Raw genomic sequence first — 22,552 nt, 5'->3', positions numbered from 1 at the left:
GTCTTAATTTTATAAAGTAATGTTCAATCCAATTGATGTTGTTTTGGCCGTAGGATATACGCCATAATCTTCTCCGTTTGTAGTGGCTTCTGACCGGTTGGTAACCTCCGGATTGTAACCTGTATATTTAGTAAAGGTGAAAGGATTTTGCATGGCAACATATAATCTTACTTTGGTTAAAGCAATTTTCTTTACTAAATCTGCTGGAAATGTATAACCCACAGCAATGTTCCGGATTCTCAGGTAAGAACCATCTTCCACATGCCAGGTTGAAGTTGTTCCGTTACTTCCCTTTGCTACACGGTTGGCTCTAACATCTTGTCCGCTTCCTGGATTGCTTTCTGATACCCATCTGTCTAATGAGCTGATCATGTTATTCATATTTCCTTCTTTATTGGCAAAATACCTGCGGGAAAGATTCAAAATTTTGTTACCATAAACGCCCTGCAATGCTACATTTAAATCAATGCCCTTATATTCGGCAGCTGTTGAAAAACCATAAGTAAATTTAGGCAGGTAATTTCCAACGATTTCCCGGTCTTTTGTTAAATCAATTGCACCGTCGCCATCTACATCTTTAAATTTGAAATCTCCCGGTTTAGCCGTATTTAAGTCAAAACTGCCCGGTGTATCTGTATAATGCGGGTAGGCATTAACTTCTGCCTGATTCTTAAATACTCCCAAAACAACAGGTAAATAATAAGATCCGATTGGTTCGCCAACTCTTGTTAAAAAGTAAGCGTTTGCAACTGATCCTGTTCTGATAAATTCGTTAACACCAGAACCAAGCTCAACGACCTTGTTTTTGTTTTTAGAGAAGTTTGCATTGGCGGTCCATTTTACAGCCCCAAATTGTTGCTGGGTGCCTAAATTGATGTCAATACCTTTATTATTTACTTTTCCAATGTTTTTAAGTTCAGTTGAGAACCCCGTTGATAAAGGAACGGGAACGTTTAACAATAAATCGTTTGTGTTACTGTTGTAAACATCAACAGAAAGGGTAAGCTGGTTTCTGAAAAAAGCAGCATCGAAACCTATATTTAACTGTGCCGTTTTCTCCCATCTTAAATCATCATTTGGTTGTGTTAATGGTGCCGCTCCGTTAACTACACCAGGAGTTGAGCCTCCAAAAACATAAGCATAATTGCCAACATATCCCTGAGCGGCATAATTTGGAATGTTAAAATTTCCGGTTAAACCATAACTGGCTCTAAGTTTTAAATCAGAAACAGATTTAGAATTCTTAAGAAAATCTTCTTCTGAAAGTCTCCAGCCAATTGATGCAGATGGAAAGTAACCCCATTTATTGTTTGTTCCAAATTTTGAAGATCCATCAGCCCTTACCGAACCAGTAAAAAGGTATTTTCCTTTATAGCTATACTGTAACCTTGCAATGCCCGATGCCAGACTCCATTGTTGTCTGGTTGAAGTTCCGCTGGTTACAATACCCGCATTCAAATATTCTACCTGATCACTGATAAAACCTTTTGTAGCCAGCGCATAGTTTCCACTTAAATCATCTTTTTGGGTCGACCATCCCAATAAGGCATTAATGTTATGGTCGCCAAAGCTTTTATTGTAATTTAAAGTCTGTTCAAGCAGCCAGTTACTTTCTCTTATGGTTCTTGATGATCCCGAGGCATCTGATAAGCGGTTATCCGCGAAATTAGATTGCGGTATAATGGAAGGACGAAAAGTATCCTCTGAGCTATTGAACAAATCAATACCTAGTTGAATTTTATATTTTAGTTCTTTAAGAATTGAGGCTTCTACAAAGGCACTACCAGTTAACCGGTTTGACCGGACATCGTCTTTTTGAAGCATTGCAAGCGCAACAGGATTCCAGGCCTGTGTTTCGCCGTTACCTGTTTGGGTAGCGCCTCCAGGCAATGTAGTTATGGTTCCCGGACTCCATGAGTTTTGAGCAAAACTATAAGTCCCGTCTGTATTGTAAACTGGAAATATTGGCGAATAATGTAATGCTGAAGACACAATACCCCCTCCATTAGTGCTATATGCACCATTGGCATTTACCCTGTTTTCTTTAATGGAAGATGGGCTTAAATTTACGCCATACCTGAATACACCTCTGTTCCCTTCCAGATTTAACCTGCCGCTATAACGCTTAAAACCACTATTTAAAATAATACCATCCTGATCAAAATACTCCATAGAAGCATAATATTTCAGATTTTCGCCTCCACCGGAAGCAGACACTGAATGACTTTGAATAGGAGCCGTTCTAAAAATCTCATTTTGCCAGTCTGTATTGGTTAAACCCTGTTGCCCTTGCAAATAAGGAAAAATCTCTAAAGGAATAAGGGCGCTGGTAGAGTTAATACCGGCATTAACCAACCGGGTACTGTTGTTATCATTTGGACTGTAATTAACGATGGGTAAACCCAGAGAAATATTTTTTCTGTTAATCTGATCCATCTGATCGGCATAAGTATTATTTCTGGATTCCAGCGTCATTTGCGCATACTGATAGGCATCCATCATATCAATTTTATGCCCAAGTGTTTGCCAGCCCGCGTAGCTATTTGCGCTAATGGTGGCCTTGCCGCTTTTACCTTGTTTTGTTGTGATTAAAACCACACCATTTGATCCCCTTGATCCATAAATAGCAGCTGAGGAAGCATCCTTAAGGACCTCAATTGAAGCAATATCATTCGTGTTTAAAGTATTGATGTTATCATTAGAAATTGGGACACCATCAATTACATATAGCGGATTAGAACCAGCTGTAATGGTACCTACACCACGTACTTTAATGGCTAACGCACCACCAGGAGTTCCTGAGCCCTGCGAAACCTGAACCCCGGCCATTTTACCAACCATAGCTTCGGCGGCATTATTTATAGGTTGATTTTCAAGATCCGAAGCCTTAATGCTGGCAATTGAAGTGGTTACATCTTTCTTTTTCTGACTGCCGTAACCTACTACCACAACATCTGTTAACGATGCAGAAGCCGGATTAAGCTGAATCAGTAAAGTAGCCTGTTCGCCGGCTTTTAATACGTAATTATCAATGGTTTTGGTGGTATAACCAATATAAGAAGCACTAATGCTGTAAGGAACATTTGCAGAAAGGCCACTAATGATAAATTTGCCCTCCGTATTGACCATTATTCCCTTCTTTTCATTGGTTTTGGTATTGAGTAAAAGTATGGAAGCACCTAACAATGGTTGCCCGGTTTCATCTTTTACAATTCCGGTAATCTCTGATGTTTGAGCCCGGGTCTTTGCCGCAACTGATATCAGAAACAGGCAAATGAACAAGTGTGTAGTAAGTTTTCTAAGCATATTATATTGTTTTATTTGGTTGTTTTTTGGCAAAAGCATTCCCTTTCACGCTTTTTTGACGAGTTAAGTTCATTGTAATATGGATATGGTTTTATTTTCTAATCAGGTAACCTTCGGTTGTTTTGATTTTGTTTAGTTTATTTAATTCAGCTATTTCTTCTAGTATGGCATCTATTGACAGCGTTAATTTTAAATTTCCGGTAAACGACATTTCCTGTAAATCAGCAGGGTTATAGATGATTTTTATTTTGTAATGCTGTTGTAGTTGAGCAAAAACATTAACTAAGGAGGCCTGCGTAAAATTTAATTCTTTAACCGGGTCTGCTTGTTTAACCAAAAGTTTTACATCAGTTACTTTCACTTTATTTATGGCTTGATTATAAACCAGCTCATTCCCCGGCATTAAAATTTTACTGAACGGCAAAACATGTAATGTAGAATCTATGTTTTTAACCCAAACCTTTCCGGTATGAAGCTCTACTTTAATTTCCTTGCTTTTTTCTAATGCGGTAATGGTAAACGAGGTCCCCAAGGCAGTAGTCGATACTCCCTTTGCATAAACTACAAAGGGATGTTTTTTATCTTTCGTCACCTGAAAAAAGCTTTTTCCATTCAGGTAAACTTCTCTTTTGGTTTTTATAAAAGGAAGGGCATACCTCAGTTCTCCACCCGGGTATAGTTGCACTGTAGATTGGTCCGGTAAGGTTAATAATTGAGTGTGGTCTGTGTAATTCATAACCGATTTCCAATTAATAGCACTCTTTTTGTTTTGATCTAAACTTATATGTCGGGCAAAATCTGCTTTTGGCTGATTCTGCTTTATCTTCAAAAATCCAAAGGTTAAAACAGCCAAAAATACTGCGGCAACAGCAGAGATTTTTAACCATTTTAATTTCGAAACCTTTACCGTGGTATGTTTATTAACCACATTAAACATTTCTTCTGTTTTGGCATCATCTATTATTGCATCTGTAGTATTATCCCATTCGTTTTTGCTTAACAAATGCTCGGGTAATTCATCAATTTTATCCAAATACTGAAGCACCAAAAGTTTTTCTTCCGGGCTGCATTGTCCTTTTAAATATTTATCCAATAACTCATCAGATATACTCATACTTATTAATACGATTGAACCGGGCATAAACCCGTAATGGAAAAAAAATAAATTTTAAATTAATTCAGAAAATCGACCAGAAAAATAATTGCAGGAAGATAAGCGTAGCCATTTAGTTGTTTCATGGCCAGGGAGATGTGTTTTTCTACCGTACGGGGAGAAATTGAAAGTTGTTCAGAAATTTCTTTATAACTGTAACCGTGGAGACGGTTAAGCAGAAAAACCTTTTTGCGGGTAGGGGGCAAACAGTTTAAGGCAACTTCCAACTGCTGTTTGTATTCAAAAACCTCACTTTGCTGCGTGGCTTCTGTTTGGACCTCCTGATAGTAAACATTAAGATTACGTTCTTCATTAGCCAGTTTTTTAAAATAGTCCAGTAAAGTTGTTTTAGCAATCTTAAATAACTGCAGGTCTAAGGCAAGTTCTTCAGATAAGGTATGTTTAAAGCGCCAAAGTTTGATAAAAGCGAGCTGTGTTAACTCCTGGGCCTGATCTTCGGATGCCGTTTTTTTAAAAAAATAGGCAAAAATCTTCTTATGCCATAGCTTAAAAACTATTTCAAAAGATATATGATCTCCCTCTTTTATATTTTGGATATAGTTTGACACGTTGTTGGCTCAAAACTATTTGGTTAATGTTAGCTGAAAATAAATATAGGGTTAATTTTATCAATTGTGAATAATTAAATGGCCTGGTTTTGATTTAGCACTTCGATTAAATGATTTATATCTTCCTCCGTGTGCCAACTGCTTAAAATAATACGATTTACCGGCGCATCGTTTACGCCCGGATAGGGAAAGGATGAAACTAAAATCTGTTGCGGAAGAAGTTTATTTGCTAAATCAGGATCATTAATCTGGAATGCAGGAAAACCCGGCTCAAATTTCCATAACGGGCTTAAGGCAGAACCGAATAAGTTTATATTTTCCTGTAGCCTGATCCATGCTTTTCGATATATTTCTTCTGCGCCCATAAAGGCGTACAAACCTGCTGCGGCACCCGGCGATGCACCCGAAAATTCATTGGTTTGTTTAAGTTGGTTAATAATTTCTTCAGAACTTAAAACCAAACCCGCATCTACACCCAGGCCTTTGGCCATAGATGCAACAAGTACGCATTGAATATTTTTTTGTCTGGGTAAGGTAGAAAAAGCACTTAAACCATTATTAACAACTCCAATTCCATGAGAATCATCTGCAATTAAAATAATTTCTTTATCCTGACTAACTTGTTTTAAAAAATTAAAATTATAAATCTCAGGAAAAAGATTGTTCATTGAATTGCTGATCAATACCCAATTTTTCTGTTTGGATTGATTGATAAAGCTGACGGTTTCTTCTGCCCATGCGGAAAAAGATTTATTCAAAAACTGTTCATTTTCCAGCCAGAGTGACGGGTGCGTTGCAGGAGCATAAATTACTTTTCCTGCTTTACTCAACGCTTTTACAACAAGCTGGGCTGCAAGATAACCACTTGAGGTAATGAGAGCGTGCTCAGCGCCATACCTTTGGGCTGCGGCACGTTCCGCATCGTTGTAAATACCAAGCTGAATGTTGTTATTGCGGCTGGTACCATTGTTTAATCCAAATTTTTTAATGCCTTCAATAAATAAATCTATAAAATCCTTATTTTGAGGAATGCCCAGATAAGCGGTACCCCCAAAGTAGAGGTAAGATTTTTCTTCAATATTAATTTGATTAGAAAAGGGTTTATAAATTGATCTGAATTCTGATTTCATTTTTAGTTATAACTTCTGCCCAGCGTATCGTTGGCGGCTTTTATGATTGATTTTGTTCCGTTATCATCGTGATAGAACTCCCAAAACATAATGCCATTGCCAACATCTTTTGCAAGTTTAGCTTTTTTCTTCGTTGTTGTTGTTCCATTAAAATAATATTTTACCCCGGCAATCGAAGCCGAATCCAAAGCTGTATTTGCATTTATTGCAACAAAATCACGATAAGCTTTTGAACTGTTAGCCGCATTTTTACCATATGCAGGAATTCCTAAAACGGCTTTTTCTTTAGGCATGCCCCGCGTATTTAGCCAGTAATTCATGCTGTATGTAGCCATATCATACGACGCATGCTGAACAGGATCATTTTTATCCCAGCCAACACCATCATAAACCATAATATTAAAGAAATCTACCGCTGGAAACACCTCATTTTTTAAACCGTCCCTAATGCTGCCTGCATAAACACCCGGTGTAATCGCAGCACTTAAAAATTTATGATATTTATGCAGCGAATCTGATAATTCTTTCATTAGCAAAACATAGTTGTCGGCAGATCCGTCACTTGTGCTCGGGTATTCCCAATCCATATCTACACCATCCAAATTGTTCGTTTTGGCAAAAGCAAGTACATTCTTAACGAAAAGATTTCTTGAAGTAGCCGCACTGGCCATGGTTACGAAAATGCTTTTGGTGCCCGAAACTGAAATGCCTGTTTTAACTCCGTTTGCCTTTGCTCTTTGCATCACCAGATTGAAACGGGCAGGCTGCTCCAGCGTTGCTAAAGATCCGTCGGGATTTGGATTAAGAAAAGCATAAAACAAATGCGTCAGCATTTTATATTTTGAAATATTTACACCTTCAGGATCGCGGTAACTTGGAAAGTAAGACACGATTTTGAAGCTGTTATCTGGAACGTAAGGTGTGGTGGAAACTTCTGGAGTCGTTGGTTTGTCTGGTTCTAAAACAGCATCTTTTTTACAGGAAACGATAAACAGCAAAGTAGACATGCTGAATAAAAGATAGATTTTTTTCATAGAAGTTGGTGTTTGATTAGATTACATACAATTAACTTTTGGGTATAGATGAAACTTGTGTTTTAAAAAATTCGAACTGTTGCTTAATAGATTTCTTCCAATAAGATGCATTATGAGATCCCGGCTGAGAGGTGTAAGTCGCATTAATTTTTAGACTGTCGCACTTTTGCTTTAAGGCATTATTGGATTGATAAAAGAAATCGGAAGATCCGCAGTCGAAAATGATCTCCTTTTTATTGCCACTAAGTTTGTCAATGTTTTTTATTACTGAATAATCTGACCAGATGTTGCTGTCTTTGTCCGGATTGCCCAAAAGTTCAGGAACACCAAATTTACCAATTGCATCACGAAGATTGATCCCTCCACTGGTGCTGCCAGCACTTTTAAACTGATCTGGTTGTTTTAAGAAAAGCCACAGGGCACCATGCCCACCCATACTCAATCCGGTAATAAATAAGTTTGTAGTGTCTATTGGAAAATCTGATTTTATTTTTGGCAATAATTCGTCAAAAAAGAAAGTTTCATATTGCCAGTCAGTTTTAGCCGGACTGTTTAAGTACCAGCTTTTAAATAAACCATCAGGACAAATTAAAATATACCCATATTCATCAGCATATTTTTGGGCATTCATAATCTTATTCCACTGTTTATAATTTCCTCCATATCCATGCAGTAAAATTACAGTGGGCACTTTCTGTTTTTTATTCAACTTTTTTGGGGCGAAAACCCAGGTTGTATCGGCCTGAGGCAAATTTTTAGAATTAAAGATGATTTGCTTTTGCGCCAGAGCAGAAAAACAAAAAAAGGCAATCACAATCGTAAAAAGTGCTTTCATATTTAAGACTAATCTGCTTAAAAATTATCGTGAATATAAGTGACTATTCTAACCATTTCTTTCTTAACATCAGCAGTAGGCAGTACAAAGTTGTTGTTCATAAAAGAATAAATATAAGTATTCCCTTTTTTAGTAATAACATAACCACTTTGATTGTGAATACCCGTTAACGATCCCGTTTTTGCAAATACAAAAGGATTATTTGTTTTGGGATAAGCATATTTCAGTGTTCCGCTTTGCCCACCAGCAGCCAGCATAGAAAATAGCTTTTTCTCGTCTTTAATCTCTTCGTAAATTAGATCCAAAAGTTTAACCATATCTCTTGGCGTAAATAAATTCATTCTCGATAGTCCTGAACCGTCTACCCATCTCGGTTTATCCGGAAGTGAAGAAAGGTAGTTTTTAAGTACATAGTCAATTGCTTTTTCAGTACTTAAAGTATCGCTAATTTGATCCGAACAAAGAAGCAACAACTGTTCAGCAATAAAATTATCACTAGGTTGAAGCATATGCCTTAACACTGAATCCCGGTTGGCACTATAAATGGTTTTAACATTCTTTGGTATTTTCAAATTAATGAGGCCAACCGTTTTATGCAGCGTATCGGCAAGTAAACTTAGCGTGGTTGCAGTACTCACTTTAAATGGGATCTGTTGATTATAATTTGCTTTTGGGGTTGCCGAATTATAGACAAATTCATTGGTATTGTACTTTCTTTTCACAAAAAAGTCATCGCTTGTTTTGGTGCTGTCTGCAGTAAAACAACTCCAGAAATTTTTAGGAGAGACAGAAAACCGTCCGTTGCCAGTTGCCTTTACCCAAACAGTGTTATCAAAAATAGGCAATTCGTTAATTTCTGCCTGATAGTAGTCGTTATAATCATCCCAAGACCAGCCACTGCCAAAAAAATTACCGGAATATCTGCCTGGAGCAAAAAATAAACTTTTATTAGAGCCGGAAAGGAAATTATAAACGGTTTTATCTTTTAATTCAGTTTGCAAAAATGAGGGGTCGCCTGTTCCCCAAAAGATTAAAGAATCACCCTGTTCAATATATTTTAAGGCAGGAATGGACCCGGGGAGCATCTTTAAGCTTGCATAAAACGTGTATAATTTAGTATTGGATGCCGGTGTAAAATATTTGTCAGCATCTTTTTGAAAAAGCATTTTTTTATGACCAATATTATATAGAGCAAAGCCCACATTGTACTGCTTAATTACTTCAGAATTTTTGAATTGACGGGCTACTTTATGGGAAATGATTTTATCTGCAGAGCAGCTCCAAAGCAGGGCAATTATTAATAATGGCGCAGTTTGTAAAAATTTTGAACGGATGGCTTGAATCATGTTTCGTTGATGTACGTGATATTACAAACTAAATTATTAAATTTAATTTAATGTTAACCAAATATAAGCTGATCCTCCCATTTACCCTTCGTAAATTAACACTTTGCGCCAGCTTATTTTTACTTTTTTTTAGCCATACTTATGGGCAGGAATTTAGTTTCCCGAATAAACGAACAAGGGAATCGCTGAGCTTTAAAAGTATTAAAAATCTGATTATCATTCCTTTATTTGTTAATGGAAAAGGCCCTTATAATTTTGTTTTAGATACCGGTGTAGGTCCGATGATTATTACTGATCCATCAATCATCGACTCTTTAAATTTTAATGCATTACGTAAAATAAAAGTTTCTGGTTTGGGTTTAGAAACCGTTGAAGCATTTGTGTCTCAAAGCATCAGTGTTAAAATTGGCGCAGCTACAATTTCAAGAATTCCAACAGCCATTTTAAAAGAGGATCTTTTTAATTTATCGGGTCATTTAGGGTTAAAAATATACGGCATTATTGGTTTCAGCTTTTTTAACAGCTTCGTGGTTGATGTTCGTTATAGTGAGAATAGAATTATTTTTTACGATCCTGATGCGAAGATTAAATACCGAGGAACGAAGATTCCGATTGAAATAGAAAACCTGAAACCCTATGTTACTGCTGAGGTGGGTTTACCCGAAGGACGGGTGAAGACTAAGTTTTTAATGGATACAGGAGCCAGTCATGCTTTATCCATGGAAATGTTAAACGGCGGCGAATTTCCAAAACCGGATGTTAAAATTAAAGCCAATTTAGGGATGACGCTTAGCGGCCAGATTAAAGGTTATATCGGCCGAATAAAAGAACTCTATATTGGAAAATATACATTTAAGAATGTTGTGGCGGGTTTTCCGGATTTTAAATCTATTTCTGAAAAAATAGATTTAACCAGCCGTAATGGTAATATTGGGGCAGATGTGTTGCGTAAGTTTGATATTCAATTCAACTACCGTGAAAATTTTATCTGCATTAAGCCTAATAGCTATAGCAAACAACCATTTGAACACGATATGGTTGGGATGGTAATCTATCTTGATCAGAATAAATATAAAAAGGTTATTATTGGAGAAATTGACGAAGACTCGCCTGCCGAAAAGGCGGGATTATGTCAGGATGATGAGATTTTAAGTGTGAATTTCAGCCCTGTTGATGTTTATACCTTAAATGATCTGACTAATCTTTTTAAGTCAAAATCAGAACGTAATATTATACTGGAGATTTATCGTGATAATAAAATATTCTTTAAAGTGGTTAAGCTTGAACAACGAATATAAGCCTCGTGGTAATTTTCTAGTTACAAAAAAAAATCCCTGTAACAAGCATTTACCTTTAGGCTCTTATTATCAAGCAAAATAAACCATTTTAAGCATATATGAATAAAAAGATTAAAGTACTTGCGGTAGCAGGTATTGTCGCTTTTGGTATGGTCGGTTCCAATGTGGCAAACGCTCAAAAAAAATCAAAAACCCAGTCAGGTAAAACACCAGCTGCGGCTCCGGCATCAGCTGCTCCTGCGGCTAAAAAAGAAGGAATAAAACCTTACTCAGAAATTATAACGGCTAAAGCCAGAACAACCAATGGGTTATTTAAAACACATAAGGTTGATGACAAATGGTATTTTGAGATTCCTGACTCCTTATTAAACCGCGAAATGCTTGTGGTAACACGCCTGGCTAAATCGCCGGTTGGAGTTAAAGTGGGCAATCAGCAATATGGGGGTGAGCAATTAAATGAACAAGTTTGGAAATGGGAACGCAGAGGTAAACAAGTATATATTCGCATACCGAGTTATGCTACAAAAGCAGATGCAAACAGCGATATGTATGAATCTGTACAAAACTCAAACCTGGCCCAAATTTTGGCAAATTTCGAAATTAAATCGTATAATAAAGATACTACAGGTGTGGTAATTGATGTGACGGATTTTTATAATGGAGACATTATGGCTATTGGTGCAACTGATGCAATCCGTAAGGCCTATAAAATTACCACATACGATGCAGGTCGTTCTTATATTGATACGGTAAAAACATTTCCGATTAATGTAGAGGTTAAAACTGCAAAAACTTATCGTGCAGCAGAATCTCCAACGGATAACAGCAATGGTGCCGTTACTTTTGAGTTTAATACCTCTATGCTTTTATTGCCAAGAGTTCCTGTAAAAGCCAGAATCATGGATAGCCGTGTAGGATACTTTGGTCAGTCGCAAATTGATTACGGAACCGATGCACAAAAAGCAGAACGTACTGCATATATTCACAGGTGGAATTTAGTTCCAAAAGATACCAATGCTTATAAGCGTGGCGAACTGGTAGAGCCGGTAAAGCCAATTATAATTTATATTGACCCGGCAACCCCAAAAAAATGGGTGCCATACCTAATTCAGGGCATTAATGACTGGCAGGTTGCTTTTGAAGCAGCAGGATTTAAAAATGCAATCATCGGTAAAGAAGCGCCTACACCACAGCAAGATCCTGAATTTAGTGTAGAGGATTCAAGATATTCTGTTGTTCGCTATTTTGCGTCAGATATTGCAAATGCTTACGGACCGCATGTTAGCGACCCACGCACCGGACAAATTTTGGAAACTCATATTGGCTGGTACCACAACGTAATGAACTTATTGCGCAACTGGTACTTTGTACAAACCGCAGCAATTAATCCTGAGGTACGCAAAGCAAAGTTTAGTGATACACAAATGGGTGAATTAATCCGCTTTGTTTCTTCACATGAAATCGGTCATACATTAGGCTTACCGCACAACTTTGGCTCAAGCTATGCTTACCCGGTTGATTCTTTACGTTCAAAAGCATTTACCGATAAACATGGTACCGCACCATCAATTATGGATTATGCCCGTTTTAACTACATTGCGCAGCCTGGTGATGGCGTAACTAAATTATATCCTCAAATTGGCGAATACGATAAATGGGCAATTAAATGGGGCTATTCCTGGATTCCCGGAGATAAAACTGCTGAACAGGAAAGAGAAGTTTTAAATCAATGGGTACTTAAAAATGCAGGCAATCCACTTTATTTCTATGGCCGCCAGGGTACATCTTTAGATCCACGTTTACAGAGTGAAGACTTGGGTGATAATGCCATGAAAGCCAGTACGTATGGTATTGAAAATTTAAAGCGTATTCTTCCTAACGTGGAGAAATGGACTTTTCAAAAAGGGAAAGATTACAGTGATTTAAAAGAGATATATACGGAAATTGTTGGTCAGTATAACCGTTATATGGGGCATGTACTAACCAATGTAGGTGGAATGAGTGAAAACTTTAAAACTTATGACCAGGCAGGCCCGGTTTATGCATATTTACCGAAAGCCAAACAAAAAGAAGCCGTTACCTTTTTTGGTCAACAGTTATTTACTACGCCGCTTTGGTTAATTAATAACGATCAGTTAAGCAAATTTGATAACGGTACATTGTTAAACCGCATTAAATCGGTTCAGGCAAACACGCTGGTAAATCTTTTATCTGCACCACGAATTGCCCGTTTATTAGACAACGAGACCAAAAATGGAACAGCTAAAGCTTATACATTACCAGATTTATTTGCCGATCTAAATACATCCGTTTTTGCAGCCGGCAGAGCCGATGCTTTTAAACGTAATTTACAACGGGCTTATGTAGATCGGTTGGGTTATTTAATGACCGATAATGCTGATCTTCCGCCAGGTTTTCCGGTTGAGGCAGCGGCAAATTATGGTTTAACTCCTATTAATGTAAGTTTATCAGATATCAGACCTTTAGTTAGGGCTGAGCTTAAAACTTTATTGACAACAATTAAAGCCAGATCGGCTGCAGGTGATGCAATAACCAAAGCGCATTACGATGATTTGAGTGTTAGAATTAAAGACATCTTAGATCCTAAAAAGTAAATTCTTTGTGATTCAAGATTATAAAACGGAGCAGTCTTAATTGGCTGCTCCGTTTTTTTACCTTTATGTTAAACAGACATTCCATGCTTAAACAAATTTCATTTTTTACTGTATTACTTGCGCTTAGCTTAACAGGTTTTGCCCAAAACCAGGATTCTATACTGGTGCAGAAAACGAAGTGGCAAAAAACAAGAATAGCCAGAAAGGTTTTATTATTTAACCATCATTTCAAGGATAAAAACCTATTCGGAGCAAATGAAAATATCTCTTTTGTAGAGGTAAAAAATACCGGGAGGAAGGCGGTTTTCGCACTTGATGCCGAAGAAAAAGAATTGATAACTACCAGTAATTTTGGGAAAAGAGATTCTGCAATTGTAGCCATAAACGGAAATTTCTTTGATGTAAAAAATGGAGGTTCAGTTGATTTTGTAAAGCTGAACGGAAAAATTATAAATCAAAACCGACTGGAAAAAAGTGGAAACCGGGCAAGACATCAGCAAGCTGCAGTAGTTATTGAAAGCGGTAAACTTGCAATAAAGAAGTGGGATGTAACCACAGATTGGGAGAATAAATTAACCGAACAAAATGTATTGCTTAATGGTCCCTTACTTTTTTTAAACGGAATAAAAGAAGATTTAGATACCACTGCGTTTAACAGGCTTCGTCACCCCAGAACCTGTGTAGGTGTAAAGCCAAACGGAAGAATCATTTTGTTAACTGTTGATGGCCGGAATGAAAATTCGGCAGGTATGAGTTTATTTGAACTGACCAAATTAATGCGTTGGCTGGGCTGTACAAGTGCTATAAATTTTGATGGTGGAGGTTCTACAACTTTATGGATAAATAACGCAGGTGTTATTAACTATCCCACGGATAATAAAAATTGGGATCATGAAGGCGAAAGGAAAGTAGCCAATGTAATACTGGTTAAGAAGAAATAATTATTTTAGCGCAAAATTTAATTTACGACGTTATACCTGTATGATAAGAAATTTGTGTCTGTGTTTAGCATTGTTTAGCTTGCTGGCTTGCAATAATAAAACAAAGTCTACCGATGCTACTTTAAGAGACTTTACTTTTGCACCCGTTAAAGGAATCAGATATGAAGAGGTAAAGCGCCGTTTTAGCGATGGTCTTTCTTTTAATAAGGATGGCTTTATGCAAAAACCATCCTGGATTATTGAGGTCGCTGCTGAGGATACGATGATGGCCTGGAGCCCGCAGAAACAAATTATGCAAAAGTTTTATCTGCAATACGATCATGGTAATGTTTACAATTTTGCTGAAGAGTTTTTTAAGGTAAAACACATTAGTAAGGATAGTTTAGTTTTTCAGCGTGTGCAGGTAGATGGCAAAGTAATTGCGGCCGATATAAGGTCGGATGTGAACATGACCTTTTATGCGCAGCGTTACATTAAAGATAAGCTAAAAGTACTTGCAGAAAAACTACAACAAACAACGAAGGCCGATACTTTATTTATCCAAAAGCGTGCTGCGGAAGTTAATTTAAATAGCGATAGTGCATTCGCCGCAACTAGCCCTGTTCAGTTTATACCTAATAGTAAAATCGTTACTGCGGAGAAACTAAGTACTGTAGATAAATTGTTAAAACGTACCGAAGCTTACGATTATATGTATCCGCAATATAAAATTGTAATCAACAGGGCTTATAAAGATTTTGCCTATCAATGCTCAGCCGTTGTTGATGCAAAAGGAACAATAAGAGTGCAGAATGTATATGGTGTATTGCCGGAGGATATGGCGCCCAGAAAAAAGATCATTCAGGGTGTGGCAGATATTTATTTAAGGAACCTTTTTACGGTTATACCTGGAACCACATTGGGCATAGCACACAACAGCGAAATTACGTTAAACATTGTAGGTAAAGCAATTAAAAAGTAACAGTAACCCGCTGTTTACAAAGTATTAACGTTAAAATAATGTTAAAAAATATTTTGATTTTAAAATATAAAACTTACCTTGCACACTTAATTTTTAATATTTAATACAATGCAAGAAGGCACAGTAAAATTCTTCAATGTAACTAAAGGTTTTGGCTTTATTATCCCTGCGAATGGCGATAGCGAAATTTTTGTTCATTCAACAGGTCTTATCGACGAAATCCGTGAAAACGACAAAGTACAGTACGAAGTTGCTAACGGTAAAAAAGGCTTAAACGCCGTTAATGTGAAAGTAATTTAATTTATTATCATATTTACAAGAAAGGGCTGCTATCGCAAGAAAGCAGCCCTTTTTTTTGATAACAAAAAGGTTTTTTATTTATTTAACTGGCTTTATCTGCAGTTTTTTTCCTTATAATATAATCCAGAAAAACCAATCCAATAATTAAATCTGCAAATAAAAAGATATAAATTCCGGTTGAATCTAAAAACTGATTAAACTTTAAATCAATCTTAAAGTTAAAATCTATTTCCTTAAAGCTAAAGGTAGAATTGTATAAAATATAACCAAACACTACAACAAGGGCCAGACCGAAAAACCCCGCAATGCTATAAATAATTCTTTGATCAACCTTCGTTTTCAACGCTACCGGAGCCGGAAGAATTGCAACATCTTCCATCACATTACGGGTAAAAGACATAGACGGTTCATCAAGCTCCATTTCAGAAAAAGCAGCATTAAGCTTCAGCAATTCTTCATATTGCAGTTGAACTGAATGATCGGATTCAATTTTTTTTCGGATGTTTTTGATTTGGTCGTCATTGAGGTTTCCATCAATATAATCCCAAAGCTGTTGTTCTATTGTATTCATAGTAACTCCTTTACTTCATCTTTTAACAAATATTGCAATTTTTCTTTAAGCCTTTGTCTGGCCCTGTGCAATTTTACTTTAATGGTATTCGGCTCCATGTTCAACGCTTCTCCTATCTCCTCAAGACTTTGTTCACCTTTGTAAAATAAGGAAATAATTACCGCATCGTCTGGCAGCAACATGTTAATGGCTTCATTTAAAAACACATGGCTGTTTTGTTGTTCATAAACATTTGCATTAAACGCCGAAGTATGATTTTCTAATTGGATAAAAGTCTCTTCATCACTGATAGAAGAAGTATCTAAACGTTTTTTCCTTAAAAAAGTCATTGCGGTTGTATAGGTAATTGTATACAGCCAGGTACTAAATTTTGAGGTTTGTTTAAATGTACCCAAAGCTTTATAGGCTTTAACAAAACAATCCTGCGCAATTTCTTCAGCATCTTCTCTGTTTTTTGCAAATCTTAAAGCCAGGGTAAATACAAAGCGCTGGTGTTGTTTTACCAGCAAAGCATACTGTTCGGTCTGGCCGTTCAATATATTTTGTATCAACTCTAAATCAGTAAATTTTTGCACCATGCTTAGTGGTAAGACAACATCAGGGGCAAACAGGTTACAGATTTATCTTAATGAGATGCAAAAAACTTTAATCCGGCTATAGATGCAATAAGGGTGCAGATAAAAAAGATACGCCAAAAGGTAGCTGGCTCATTAAAATAAACAATCCCGATAATTACGGTTCCTACCGCTCCAATGCCCGTCCAAACGGCATATGCAGTACCCATTGGCAAGGTTTGCGCCGCTTTATTAAGTAAAACGAAGCTTAGGGTAATGGCTATAAAAAAACCAAGGCTCCATTTTAAGTTTGTAAAGTTGTTTGATAATTTTAAACAAGTAGTGAAACCAACCTCAAATAATCCCGCAATAATTAATATAATCCAGTTCATGTTTTTGTTATTTGATGCAAAGGTAGGCCTGGGAAGTTGCATTCAATTTTACAAATGTTAAAAAATGATTCATTTAATATCGGCTCTTATTCTGCTTAAAGTAACCTGGGTAACCCCTAAATAAGAGGCAATGTGTTTTAACGCAACCTTTTTGGCCAGTTGAGGAGATTGGTGCAGAAACTCCAGATAACGTTCCGTTGCCGTTTTAAACAGGCGGTCTATTAACCGTTTTTCTGTAGCGATTAATTCCTTTTCGGCAATTTTTCTGCCCCAGTTGGCAATCTCAATATGAGTAGAATATAAAGAGAGTAAATCTTTCGTTTTAATCCTGAATAAGCGGCAATCTTCTAAAAGTTCAATGTTTTCGTACCCCGGTTTGCCATTAATATAGCTGTTGTAAGAAAATAAAGCATCGCCTTTTTGACCAAACCAAAAGGTAATCTGCTGATTTTCTCCATGCGAATATGCACGGGCAATACCTTCGTCAATAATATAAAAGTATGCTTCTGTATTATCCGCTTTAATTAATACATCACCCTTTTGCATCTCTATTATTTTAAAATGAGGAGCCAGAAGCAATAAAGAAGAATTGCTGAGCATAGAAAAGACAGGGATATTTTTAAGCTGATTTTGCAATTTCTTTTTTTAATGCGATAAAGCTATTAAAAACTTTTTTTAGTAAGGGTGTAACCTGATTAAAAATCATGTTGTCATAATACACAGAACACGGTTCAAAGAAATTAAAATAATATTAACATTAAAAATTATAATTATGCCAGGAGAATTAGTCGCGATAACAATGTTTTTAGGAGCATTCGCCATGATATTTGGAATACGTTATTTATCAAACAAAGAAAAAATGGCCATGATTGAGCGTGGCATTGATCCGGGATTATCCAAATCAGCCCCCCAACCTTTTTTAAGTTTAAAGTTTGGTTTACTGCTAATCGGTATTGGTTTAGGTCTTATTGTCGCATTATTTACGGTTCGCGGTGTTTTAGGTCCAGAGCTGGAATACGGTCAAAAAGGACAAGCAGTAGCCATTTATTTTGGAGCAATTGGAATATTTGGCGGTTTAGGTCTTGTATTATCTTACGTTTTTGAAAAAAGATGGCTTGATAAACAACAATAAAAATTTAGTTTAGTTGTTAGCCTGTTTCAAGTAGTTAGGAACAGGCTTTTTTATTTTATTCGCTATGGTAAATCACCTTACCATTTTTGCTTAAGGCATAACCTTTCCAGCCAAAGATTTGTAAGTCGTCTTTTTTCCAGATGTAATTTCCTTCAGTTCCGCTTCTTTCCAAAATGATGCTTTGCTTTTCCTTCGGAAGAAATAATTCAGCTTTGGTCTGGTCGCTGTTAAATAAAAAATAAGCTGCTAAAATATAGCTTTCCTTATTTTCTACAGGCAGAAGCTTGTTTTGTTCAAAAGTTCGGATGCATTCATTTTTAAGAACAGACCAGGTATAGCCGGCTGCTATTAAACAGCCATGTTCGTCTTTTGCCCCACCTATTGCCGGAGTTTTTGCGACCACAACGGTATCCTGAGATGGAGTTTTGCTTGATGTTTTTGGATTACAGCTCCAAATTAATGCAATAGATAAAATAAGAAGGACACTTTTCATAATAGGAGGATATTTAGTAGATTAACTTAAATGTAATAAATATCCGAAAATTATTGGCCTTTTTGGATATTGTTAATTACCGCAACCGTTAAACGACTAATGCAACTCATTTTGCCACGATCATTGTAAATTTTTATTTCCCAAACGTGCGTTTTAGAACCAATATGCAATGGTTTACAAACGCCTGTAACCAATCCGCTTTTAACCGGACGCAGGTGGTTTGCATTTACTTCTAAACCAACTGCAAGGTATTTCTCCGGGTCAATGCACATAAAAGAAGCAATGCTACCCAAACTTTCAGCAAGCACTACTGAGGCGCCACCATGCAAAATCCCGAAGGGCTGATGCGTACGCTCATCAACAGGCATTGTACCCGAAATAGAATCCTCCGTTATTTCAGTATACCTGATGTCCAGCGTTCCGCCGATGTTATTTTTGGGCCAGTTGTTTAATTCTTCAGGCGTATACTTTTTAAACCACATGATAACGCTCTTTTAATATGCTTACGTGATGAATAATGTGACCTGCAACGATAAATAAAATGGATTTTACATTGATTTCTCTGTTCGATGCAGTTCCTTTTCTATTCAATTCTACCTCATTTAAAGATTTAAAAAGATAAAGATTTGCTTTACGCAGTGCCACAAATTCTTCAAGAAGATCTTCTAATTCCCTTTGATGAAAACGGGCATTAATCACATAATCATCTTCTTCAAAACCAGGTAAAGGTTGTTGATCATTTCTGGCGAAACAAGTCAGTCGATACACCAAAATACGTTCCGTATCTATAATATGTCCCAACATTTCTTTTAAAGTCCATTTGCCTTCAGCATAGGCATAATTTTCTTTGCCAGCATTGTTTCTAAATAGGTCAGGAATGCTGGTAATCTGATCATTCAAAACCTGGAAAATGTCTCCGTCAACTTTTCCGATATAAGTTTCTCCCCAAGCCGGGTATTCGTTAGGCAGTGGTCGGTTCATATGTTAAACTACTTTTTAATATAATTCTAAATGTTGTGCCTTTCCCAATTTCTGATTCCTTTACAAAAATTTCTCCACTGTGATAATTCTCAACAATACGTTTGGTTAAAGATAAACCCAGGCCCCAGCCGCGTTTCCGGGTCGTGTAGCCCGGTTGAAATACCGCATCAAACTTAGATCTTGGAATCCCTTTTCCGGTATCGGTCACATCAATAAAAACCTGCTCTTTGGCTAAATTTTCAATAATATTAACCGAAATAGAACCCTCATTTTCGATGGCATTGGCCGCATTTTTAAGCAGGTTTTCAATTACCCAGTCAAATAACGGAACATTTAACATTGCCCGAACCTGCTCATCCCCGGTAATTGAAAATTTCACTTTATCCGATGTTCTTACTTTGAAATAGCTAATAAAATTACTGATGACAATATAAACGGTATGGTCTTCCAGAATGGGTTTGGAACCAATTTTAGAAAAACGGTCAGTAATAATTTCCAGTCGCTTAATGTCATTTTCCATTTCGGCAATCAATGGATCATCTTCAGCATCAAATTTAGATTTCATGAGCTCTGTCCAGGCCATTAATGAAGATATTGGTGTACCCAGCTGGTGCGCCGTTTCTTTTGCTAAACCAACCCAAACATGGTCTTGTTCTGCTCTCCGCGAGGAACTGAACGCGGCATAAGCCGTTAACAGGAAAAGGAAAATCACCCCCATTTGAATGTATGGAAAGTATCTTAACTGGGTTAAAATAAAGGAATCGCGATAATAGGCTTTAAATTTCCGGCCAATTATATTCATCTCATCCGGATAGTGCTGTGCTTTCATTTTTGCCAGCTGATGGACAAAATATAAACTATCGTAAGTTAATTTTGAATCCGTAGGATAATTAGTTTTTGTGCTGTCGAGCCCAAAAAAGGAACTGATACTTCCGGCAGAATCGACCATGATAACGGGTGTTTTGGTGTTTTTTCTAACGGTTTCAACAATCGTTCGAAAATCATCATTATCGTATAATAACATCGATCGTTCCTGTATTCTTACCCAAAGGTGAAATTGATCGGCTTCTTCACGCTCCATTTTTTTAACAAAAGAATCAGTGTAAAATACTGATGCTATGCCGATTAGTATGGCAAAAAAAAGGAGGAAAAATTTCCAGCGGCGTTTTTTTTCGTAAGGGTTCATGCTTTGGTTTGCCAAAATACAATAACAAAACGAAAAAATCATAAAAAACATATCTTTGTACCGCTACGCGATATGTGGATGATGCAGGTGTTTTAGCACTTATTATCATCACTTATTGTTCAACAACCCAATCATGGATAAAAAAGTTAGAGTTAGATTTGCCCCAAGCCCAACAGGAGGCTTGCATTTAGGAGGTGTTCGTACCGCCCTGTTTAATTATTTATTTGCCAGAAAGCACAACGGAACTTTCGTTTTACGTGTAGAAGATACCGATCAGAATCGTTTTGTTGAAGGCGCTGAACAATATATTGCTGATTGTTTAAACTGGTGCGGCATTACGCCCGATGAAAGCCCGGTTAACCCAGGCATTTATGGCCCATACCGTCAAAGTGAGCGCAAACCAGGTTATAGAAAATTTGCTGAACAGCTTATTCACGATGGTTATGCCTATTATGCTTTTGATACTCCTGAAGATTTAGAGGCTAAACGTAAAGAAATACCAAATTTCCAATATGGGCAGGCGTCAAGAATGGACATGCGCAACTCTTTAACCCTGACCATAAATGAAGTTGAAGAACTTTTAGCAGCTAAAACGCCACATGTAATCCGGATAAAAGTTCCTGAAAACGAAAATGTGCATTTTAACGATCTTATTCGTGGTGATGTGAGCTTTGAAACCTCTTTGGTTGATGATAAAGTTTTGCTTAAAGCGGATGGAATGCCAACCTATCACCTGGCTGTTGTGGTTGATGATAAAGCCATGGAAATTACCCATGCTTTTAGAGGAGAAGAGTGGTTGCCATCGGCACCGATCCATATTTTACTTTGGAAATACTTGGGCTGGGAAAGTGAAATGCCACAGTGGGCGCATCTTCCGTTAATTTTAAAACCTGATGGACATGGTAAGCTCAGTAAACGGGATGGCGACCGTTTAGGTTTTCCGGTTTATGCAATGAACTGGACAGATCCAAAAACCGGCGATGTAACTAAAGGATTTAAAGAAATGGGTTTCCTGCCGGAAGCCTTTATTAATATGCTTGCTTTATTGGGCTGGAATGATGGTACGGAGCAGGAAATTTTTAGCCTGGCCGAACTGGAAGAAAAATTCTCTATTGAAAGAATTAGTAAAGCGGGAGCTAAATTCGATTTCGAAAAGGCAAAATGGTATAACCACGAATGGATTAAAAATGCATCAGCAGATAAACTTCAATCAACGGTTAAACAGTTATTAGCTGAAAATAATATAGAAGTTAAAGACAATACATTTTTAAATACGGTTATTGATTTAATTAAAGACCGTTGTACTTTATTAACTGATTTTGTTGCACAAAGCAGCTATTTCTTTACTTCACCGGCAACGTATGATGAAGCCGCAGTTAAACCAAAATGGACGGAGGAGAAAGCCGCATTTTTTACGGCTTATGCTGAAGGGTTGAATCAGAATTTATCAGATGCCACATCTGCTGAACTCGCTTTTAAAGCATTGGCAGAAGAAAAAGGGTTTAAACCAGGAGAATTAATGTTGCCATTCAGAATTATGTTGGTTGGTGGTAAATTTGGACCGGGCGTATTTGATATTGCTGTTTTATTCGGTGCCGGAGAAACTAAAAACAGAATTGAAAAGGCAATTACAGTTTTTAACAGCTAAACTTAAATAGGATAAAAGCAGGTCAGGCATAAAGTCTGGCCTTTTCTTTGAGTATAAACTCAAAAGAATAATATTCATTTTTTCAACAAAAATAATTTATACTTTAG

22 protein-coding genes are annotated in these 22,552 nt (G+C 37.0%); 7 read left to right on the top strand and 15 right to left on the bottom strand.

Features of this window, described 5'->3' with window-relative positions:
* Window positions 1-9: 9 nt before the first annotated feature.
* The 7 genes from O0955_RS03840 to O0955_RS03810 form a co-directional block, all read right to left on the bottom strand.
* The gene (locus tag O0955_RS03840) at window positions 10-3,306 is read right to left on the bottom strand and encodes a SusC/RagA family TonB-linked outer membrane protein (protein WP_269426199.1); all 3,297 of its coding nucleotides are present in this window, start codon (window positions 3,304-3,306) and stop codon (window positions 10-12) included.
* A gap of 91 nt (window positions 3,307-3,397) precedes the next feature.
* Window positions 3,398-4,420, bottom strand: coding sequence for a FecR family protein (locus O0955_RS03835; RefSeq protein WP_269426198.1), 1,023 nt, complete (start codon window positions 4,418-4,420; stop codon window positions 3,398-3,400).
* 59 nt (window positions 4,421-4,479) lie between these two features.
* Window positions 4,480-5,028 carry an RNA polymerase sigma factor gene (locus tag O0955_RS03830; protein WP_269426197.1) on the bottom strand — a complete coding sequence of 183 codons (549 nt, stop codon included), beginning with the start codon at window positions 5,026-5,028 and terminating at the stop codon, window positions 4,480-4,482.
* Between the two features lie 74 nt (window positions 5,029-5,102).
* Entirely contained in the window at window positions 5,103-6,158 is a 1,056-nt protein-coding gene (locus O0955_RS03825; protein WP_269426196.1) for an aminotransferase class I/II-fold pyridoxal phosphate-dependent enzyme, read from the bottom strand.
* Between the two features lie 2 nt (window positions 6,159-6,160).
* A complete protein-coding gene (locus tag O0955_RS03820) occupies window positions 6,161-7,192 on the bottom strand; it encodes a glycoside hydrolase family 18 protein (RefSeq protein ID WP_269426195.1) in 1,032 nt (343 codons plus the stop codon).
* Between the two features lie 31 nt (window positions 7,193-7,223).
* Window positions 7,224-8,027, bottom strand: coding sequence for an alpha/beta hydrolase (locus O0955_RS03815; RefSeq protein ID WP_269426194.1), 804 nt, complete (start codon window positions 8,025-8,027; stop codon window positions 7,224-7,226).
* 17 nt (window positions 8,028-8,044) lie between these two features.
* Window positions 8,045-9,373: a D-alanyl-D-alanine carboxypeptidase/D-alanyl-D-alanine-endopeptidase gene (locus tag O0955_RS03810; RefSeq protein ID WP_269426193.1), complete on the bottom strand. Its 1,329-nt coding sequence runs from the start codon at window positions 9,371-9,373 to the stop codon at window positions 8,045-8,047.
* 50 nt (window positions 9,374-9,423) lie between these two features.
* Between O0955_RS03810 and O0955_RS03805 the strand changes: the two genes are divergently transcribed.
* The 5 genes from O0955_RS03805 (at window position 9,424) to O0955_RS03785 (ending at window position 15,488) form a co-directional block, all read left to right on the top strand.
* A complete protein-coding gene (locus tag O0955_RS03805) occupies window positions 9,424-10,671 on the top strand; it encodes an aspartyl protease family protein (protein WP_269426192.1) in 1,248 nt (415 codons plus the stop codon).
* Window positions 10,672-10,769: 98 nt separating this feature from the next.
* Entirely contained in the window at window positions 10,770-13,286 is a 2,517-nt protein-coding gene (locus tag O0955_RS03800; RefSeq protein ID WP_269426191.1) for a zinc-dependent metalloprotease, read from the top strand.
* A gap of 83 nt (window positions 13,287-13,369) precedes the next feature.
* Window positions 13,370-14,227 (top strand): phosphodiester glycosidase family protein, encoded by an 858-nt coding sequence (locus tag O0955_RS03795; RefSeq protein ID WP_269426190.1) that lies wholly within the window; start codon window positions 13,370-13,372, stop codon window positions 14,225-14,227.
* A 40-nt stretch (window positions 14,228-14,267) separates the two neighbouring features.
* Window positions 14,268-15,188, top strand: coding sequence for a hypothetical protein (locus O0955_RS03790; protein ID WP_269426189.1), 921 nt, complete (start codon window positions 14,268-14,270; stop codon window positions 15,186-15,188).
* A 108-nt stretch (window positions 15,189-15,296) separates the two neighbouring features.
* Window positions 15,297-15,488: a cold-shock protein gene (locus O0955_RS03785; RefSeq protein ID WP_010599196.1), complete on the top strand. Its 192-nt coding sequence runs from the start codon at window positions 15,297-15,299 to the stop codon at window positions 15,486-15,488.
* A gap of 82 nt (window positions 15,489-15,570) precedes the next feature.
* On the opposite strand, the gene O0955_RS03780 is transcribed toward O0955_RS03785, so the two are convergent.
* From O0955_RS03780 to O0955_RS03765, 4 genes are all read right to left on the bottom strand, one after another.
* A complete protein-coding gene (locus O0955_RS03780) occupies window positions 15,571-16,059 on the bottom strand; it encodes an anti-sigma factor (protein ID WP_269426188.1) in 489 nt (162 codons plus the stop codon).
* Window positions 16,056-16,637 carry an RNA polymerase sigma factor gene (locus O0955_RS03775; RefSeq protein ID WP_269426187.1) on the bottom strand — a complete coding sequence of 194 codons (582 nt, stop codon included), beginning with the start codon at window positions 16,635-16,637 and terminating at the stop codon, window positions 16,056-16,058. Before O0955_RS03775 ends, O0955_RS03780 begins: the two co-directional genes overlap by 4 nt.
* A 47-nt stretch (window positions 16,638-16,684) precedes the next feature.
* The gene (locus tag O0955_RS03770) at window positions 16,685-17,005 is read right to left on the bottom strand and encodes a DMT family transporter (protein WP_269426186.1); all 321 of its coding nucleotides are present in this window, start codon (window positions 17,003-17,005) and stop codon (window positions 16,685-16,687) included.
* Between the two features lie 69 nt (window positions 17,006-17,074).
* Entirely contained in the window at window positions 17,075-17,641 is a 567-nt protein-coding gene (locus tag O0955_RS03765; RefSeq protein WP_269426185.1) for a Crp/Fnr family transcriptional regulator, read from the bottom strand.
* Between the two features lie 136 nt (window positions 17,642-17,777).
* Here O0955_RS03765 and O0955_RS03760 point away from each other — a divergent pair, with 136 nt between their 5' ends.
* Entirely contained in the window at window positions 17,778-18,137 is a 360-nt protein-coding gene (locus tag O0955_RS03760; protein WP_269426184.1) for a DUF6249 domain-containing protein, read from the top strand.
* 55 nt (window positions 18,138-18,192) lie between these two features.
* Here the strand turns inward: O0955_RS03760 and O0955_RS03755 are convergent, their stop codons facing one another.
* Genes O0955_RS03755 through O0955_RS03740 form a run of 4 tightly spaced genes read right to left on the bottom strand, consistent with a single transcriptional unit; the run spans window position 18,193 to window position 20,797 of the window.
* Entirely contained in the window at window positions 18,193-18,630 is a 438-nt protein-coding gene (locus tag O0955_RS03755; protein ID WP_269426183.1) for a hypothetical protein, read from the bottom strand.
* A 50-nt stretch (window positions 18,631-18,680) separates the two neighbouring features.
* Entirely contained in the window at window positions 18,681-19,112 is a 432-nt protein-coding gene (locus O0955_RS03750) for a hotdog fold thioesterase (protein ID WP_269426182.1), read from the bottom strand.
* Window positions 19,102-19,611, bottom strand: a complete 510-nt coding sequence (locus tag O0955_RS03745) for a DinB family protein (protein WP_269426181.1) — start codon at window positions 19,609-19,611, stop codon at window positions 19,102-19,104. Before O0955_RS03745 ends, O0955_RS03750 begins: the two co-directional genes overlap by 11 nt.
* Window positions 19,592-20,797, bottom strand: coding sequence for a sensor histidine kinase (locus tag O0955_RS03740; protein WP_269426180.1), 1,206 nt, complete (start codon window positions 20,795-20,797; stop codon window positions 19,592-19,594). Before O0955_RS03740 ends, O0955_RS03745 begins: the two co-directional genes overlap by 20 nt.
* A gap of 133 nt (window positions 20,798-20,930) precedes the next feature.
* Between O0955_RS03740 and gltX the strand changes: the two genes are divergently transcribed.
* Complete coding sequence (gltX, locus tag O0955_RS03735) at window positions 20,931-22,445, top strand: glutamate--tRNA ligase (protein WP_269426179.1); 1,515 nt, start codon at window positions 20,931-20,933, stop codon at window positions 22,443-22,445.
* The last annotated feature ends 107 nt before the right edge of the window (window positions 22,446-22,552 follow it).

The organism is Pedobacter punctiformis (assembly GCF_027213715.1).
GTDB lineage: Bacteria > Bacteroidota > Bacteroidia > Sphingobacteriales > Sphingobacteriaceae > Pedobacter > Pedobacter punctiformis.
This window is presented reverse-complemented; position numbering and strand designations above follow the sequence as displayed.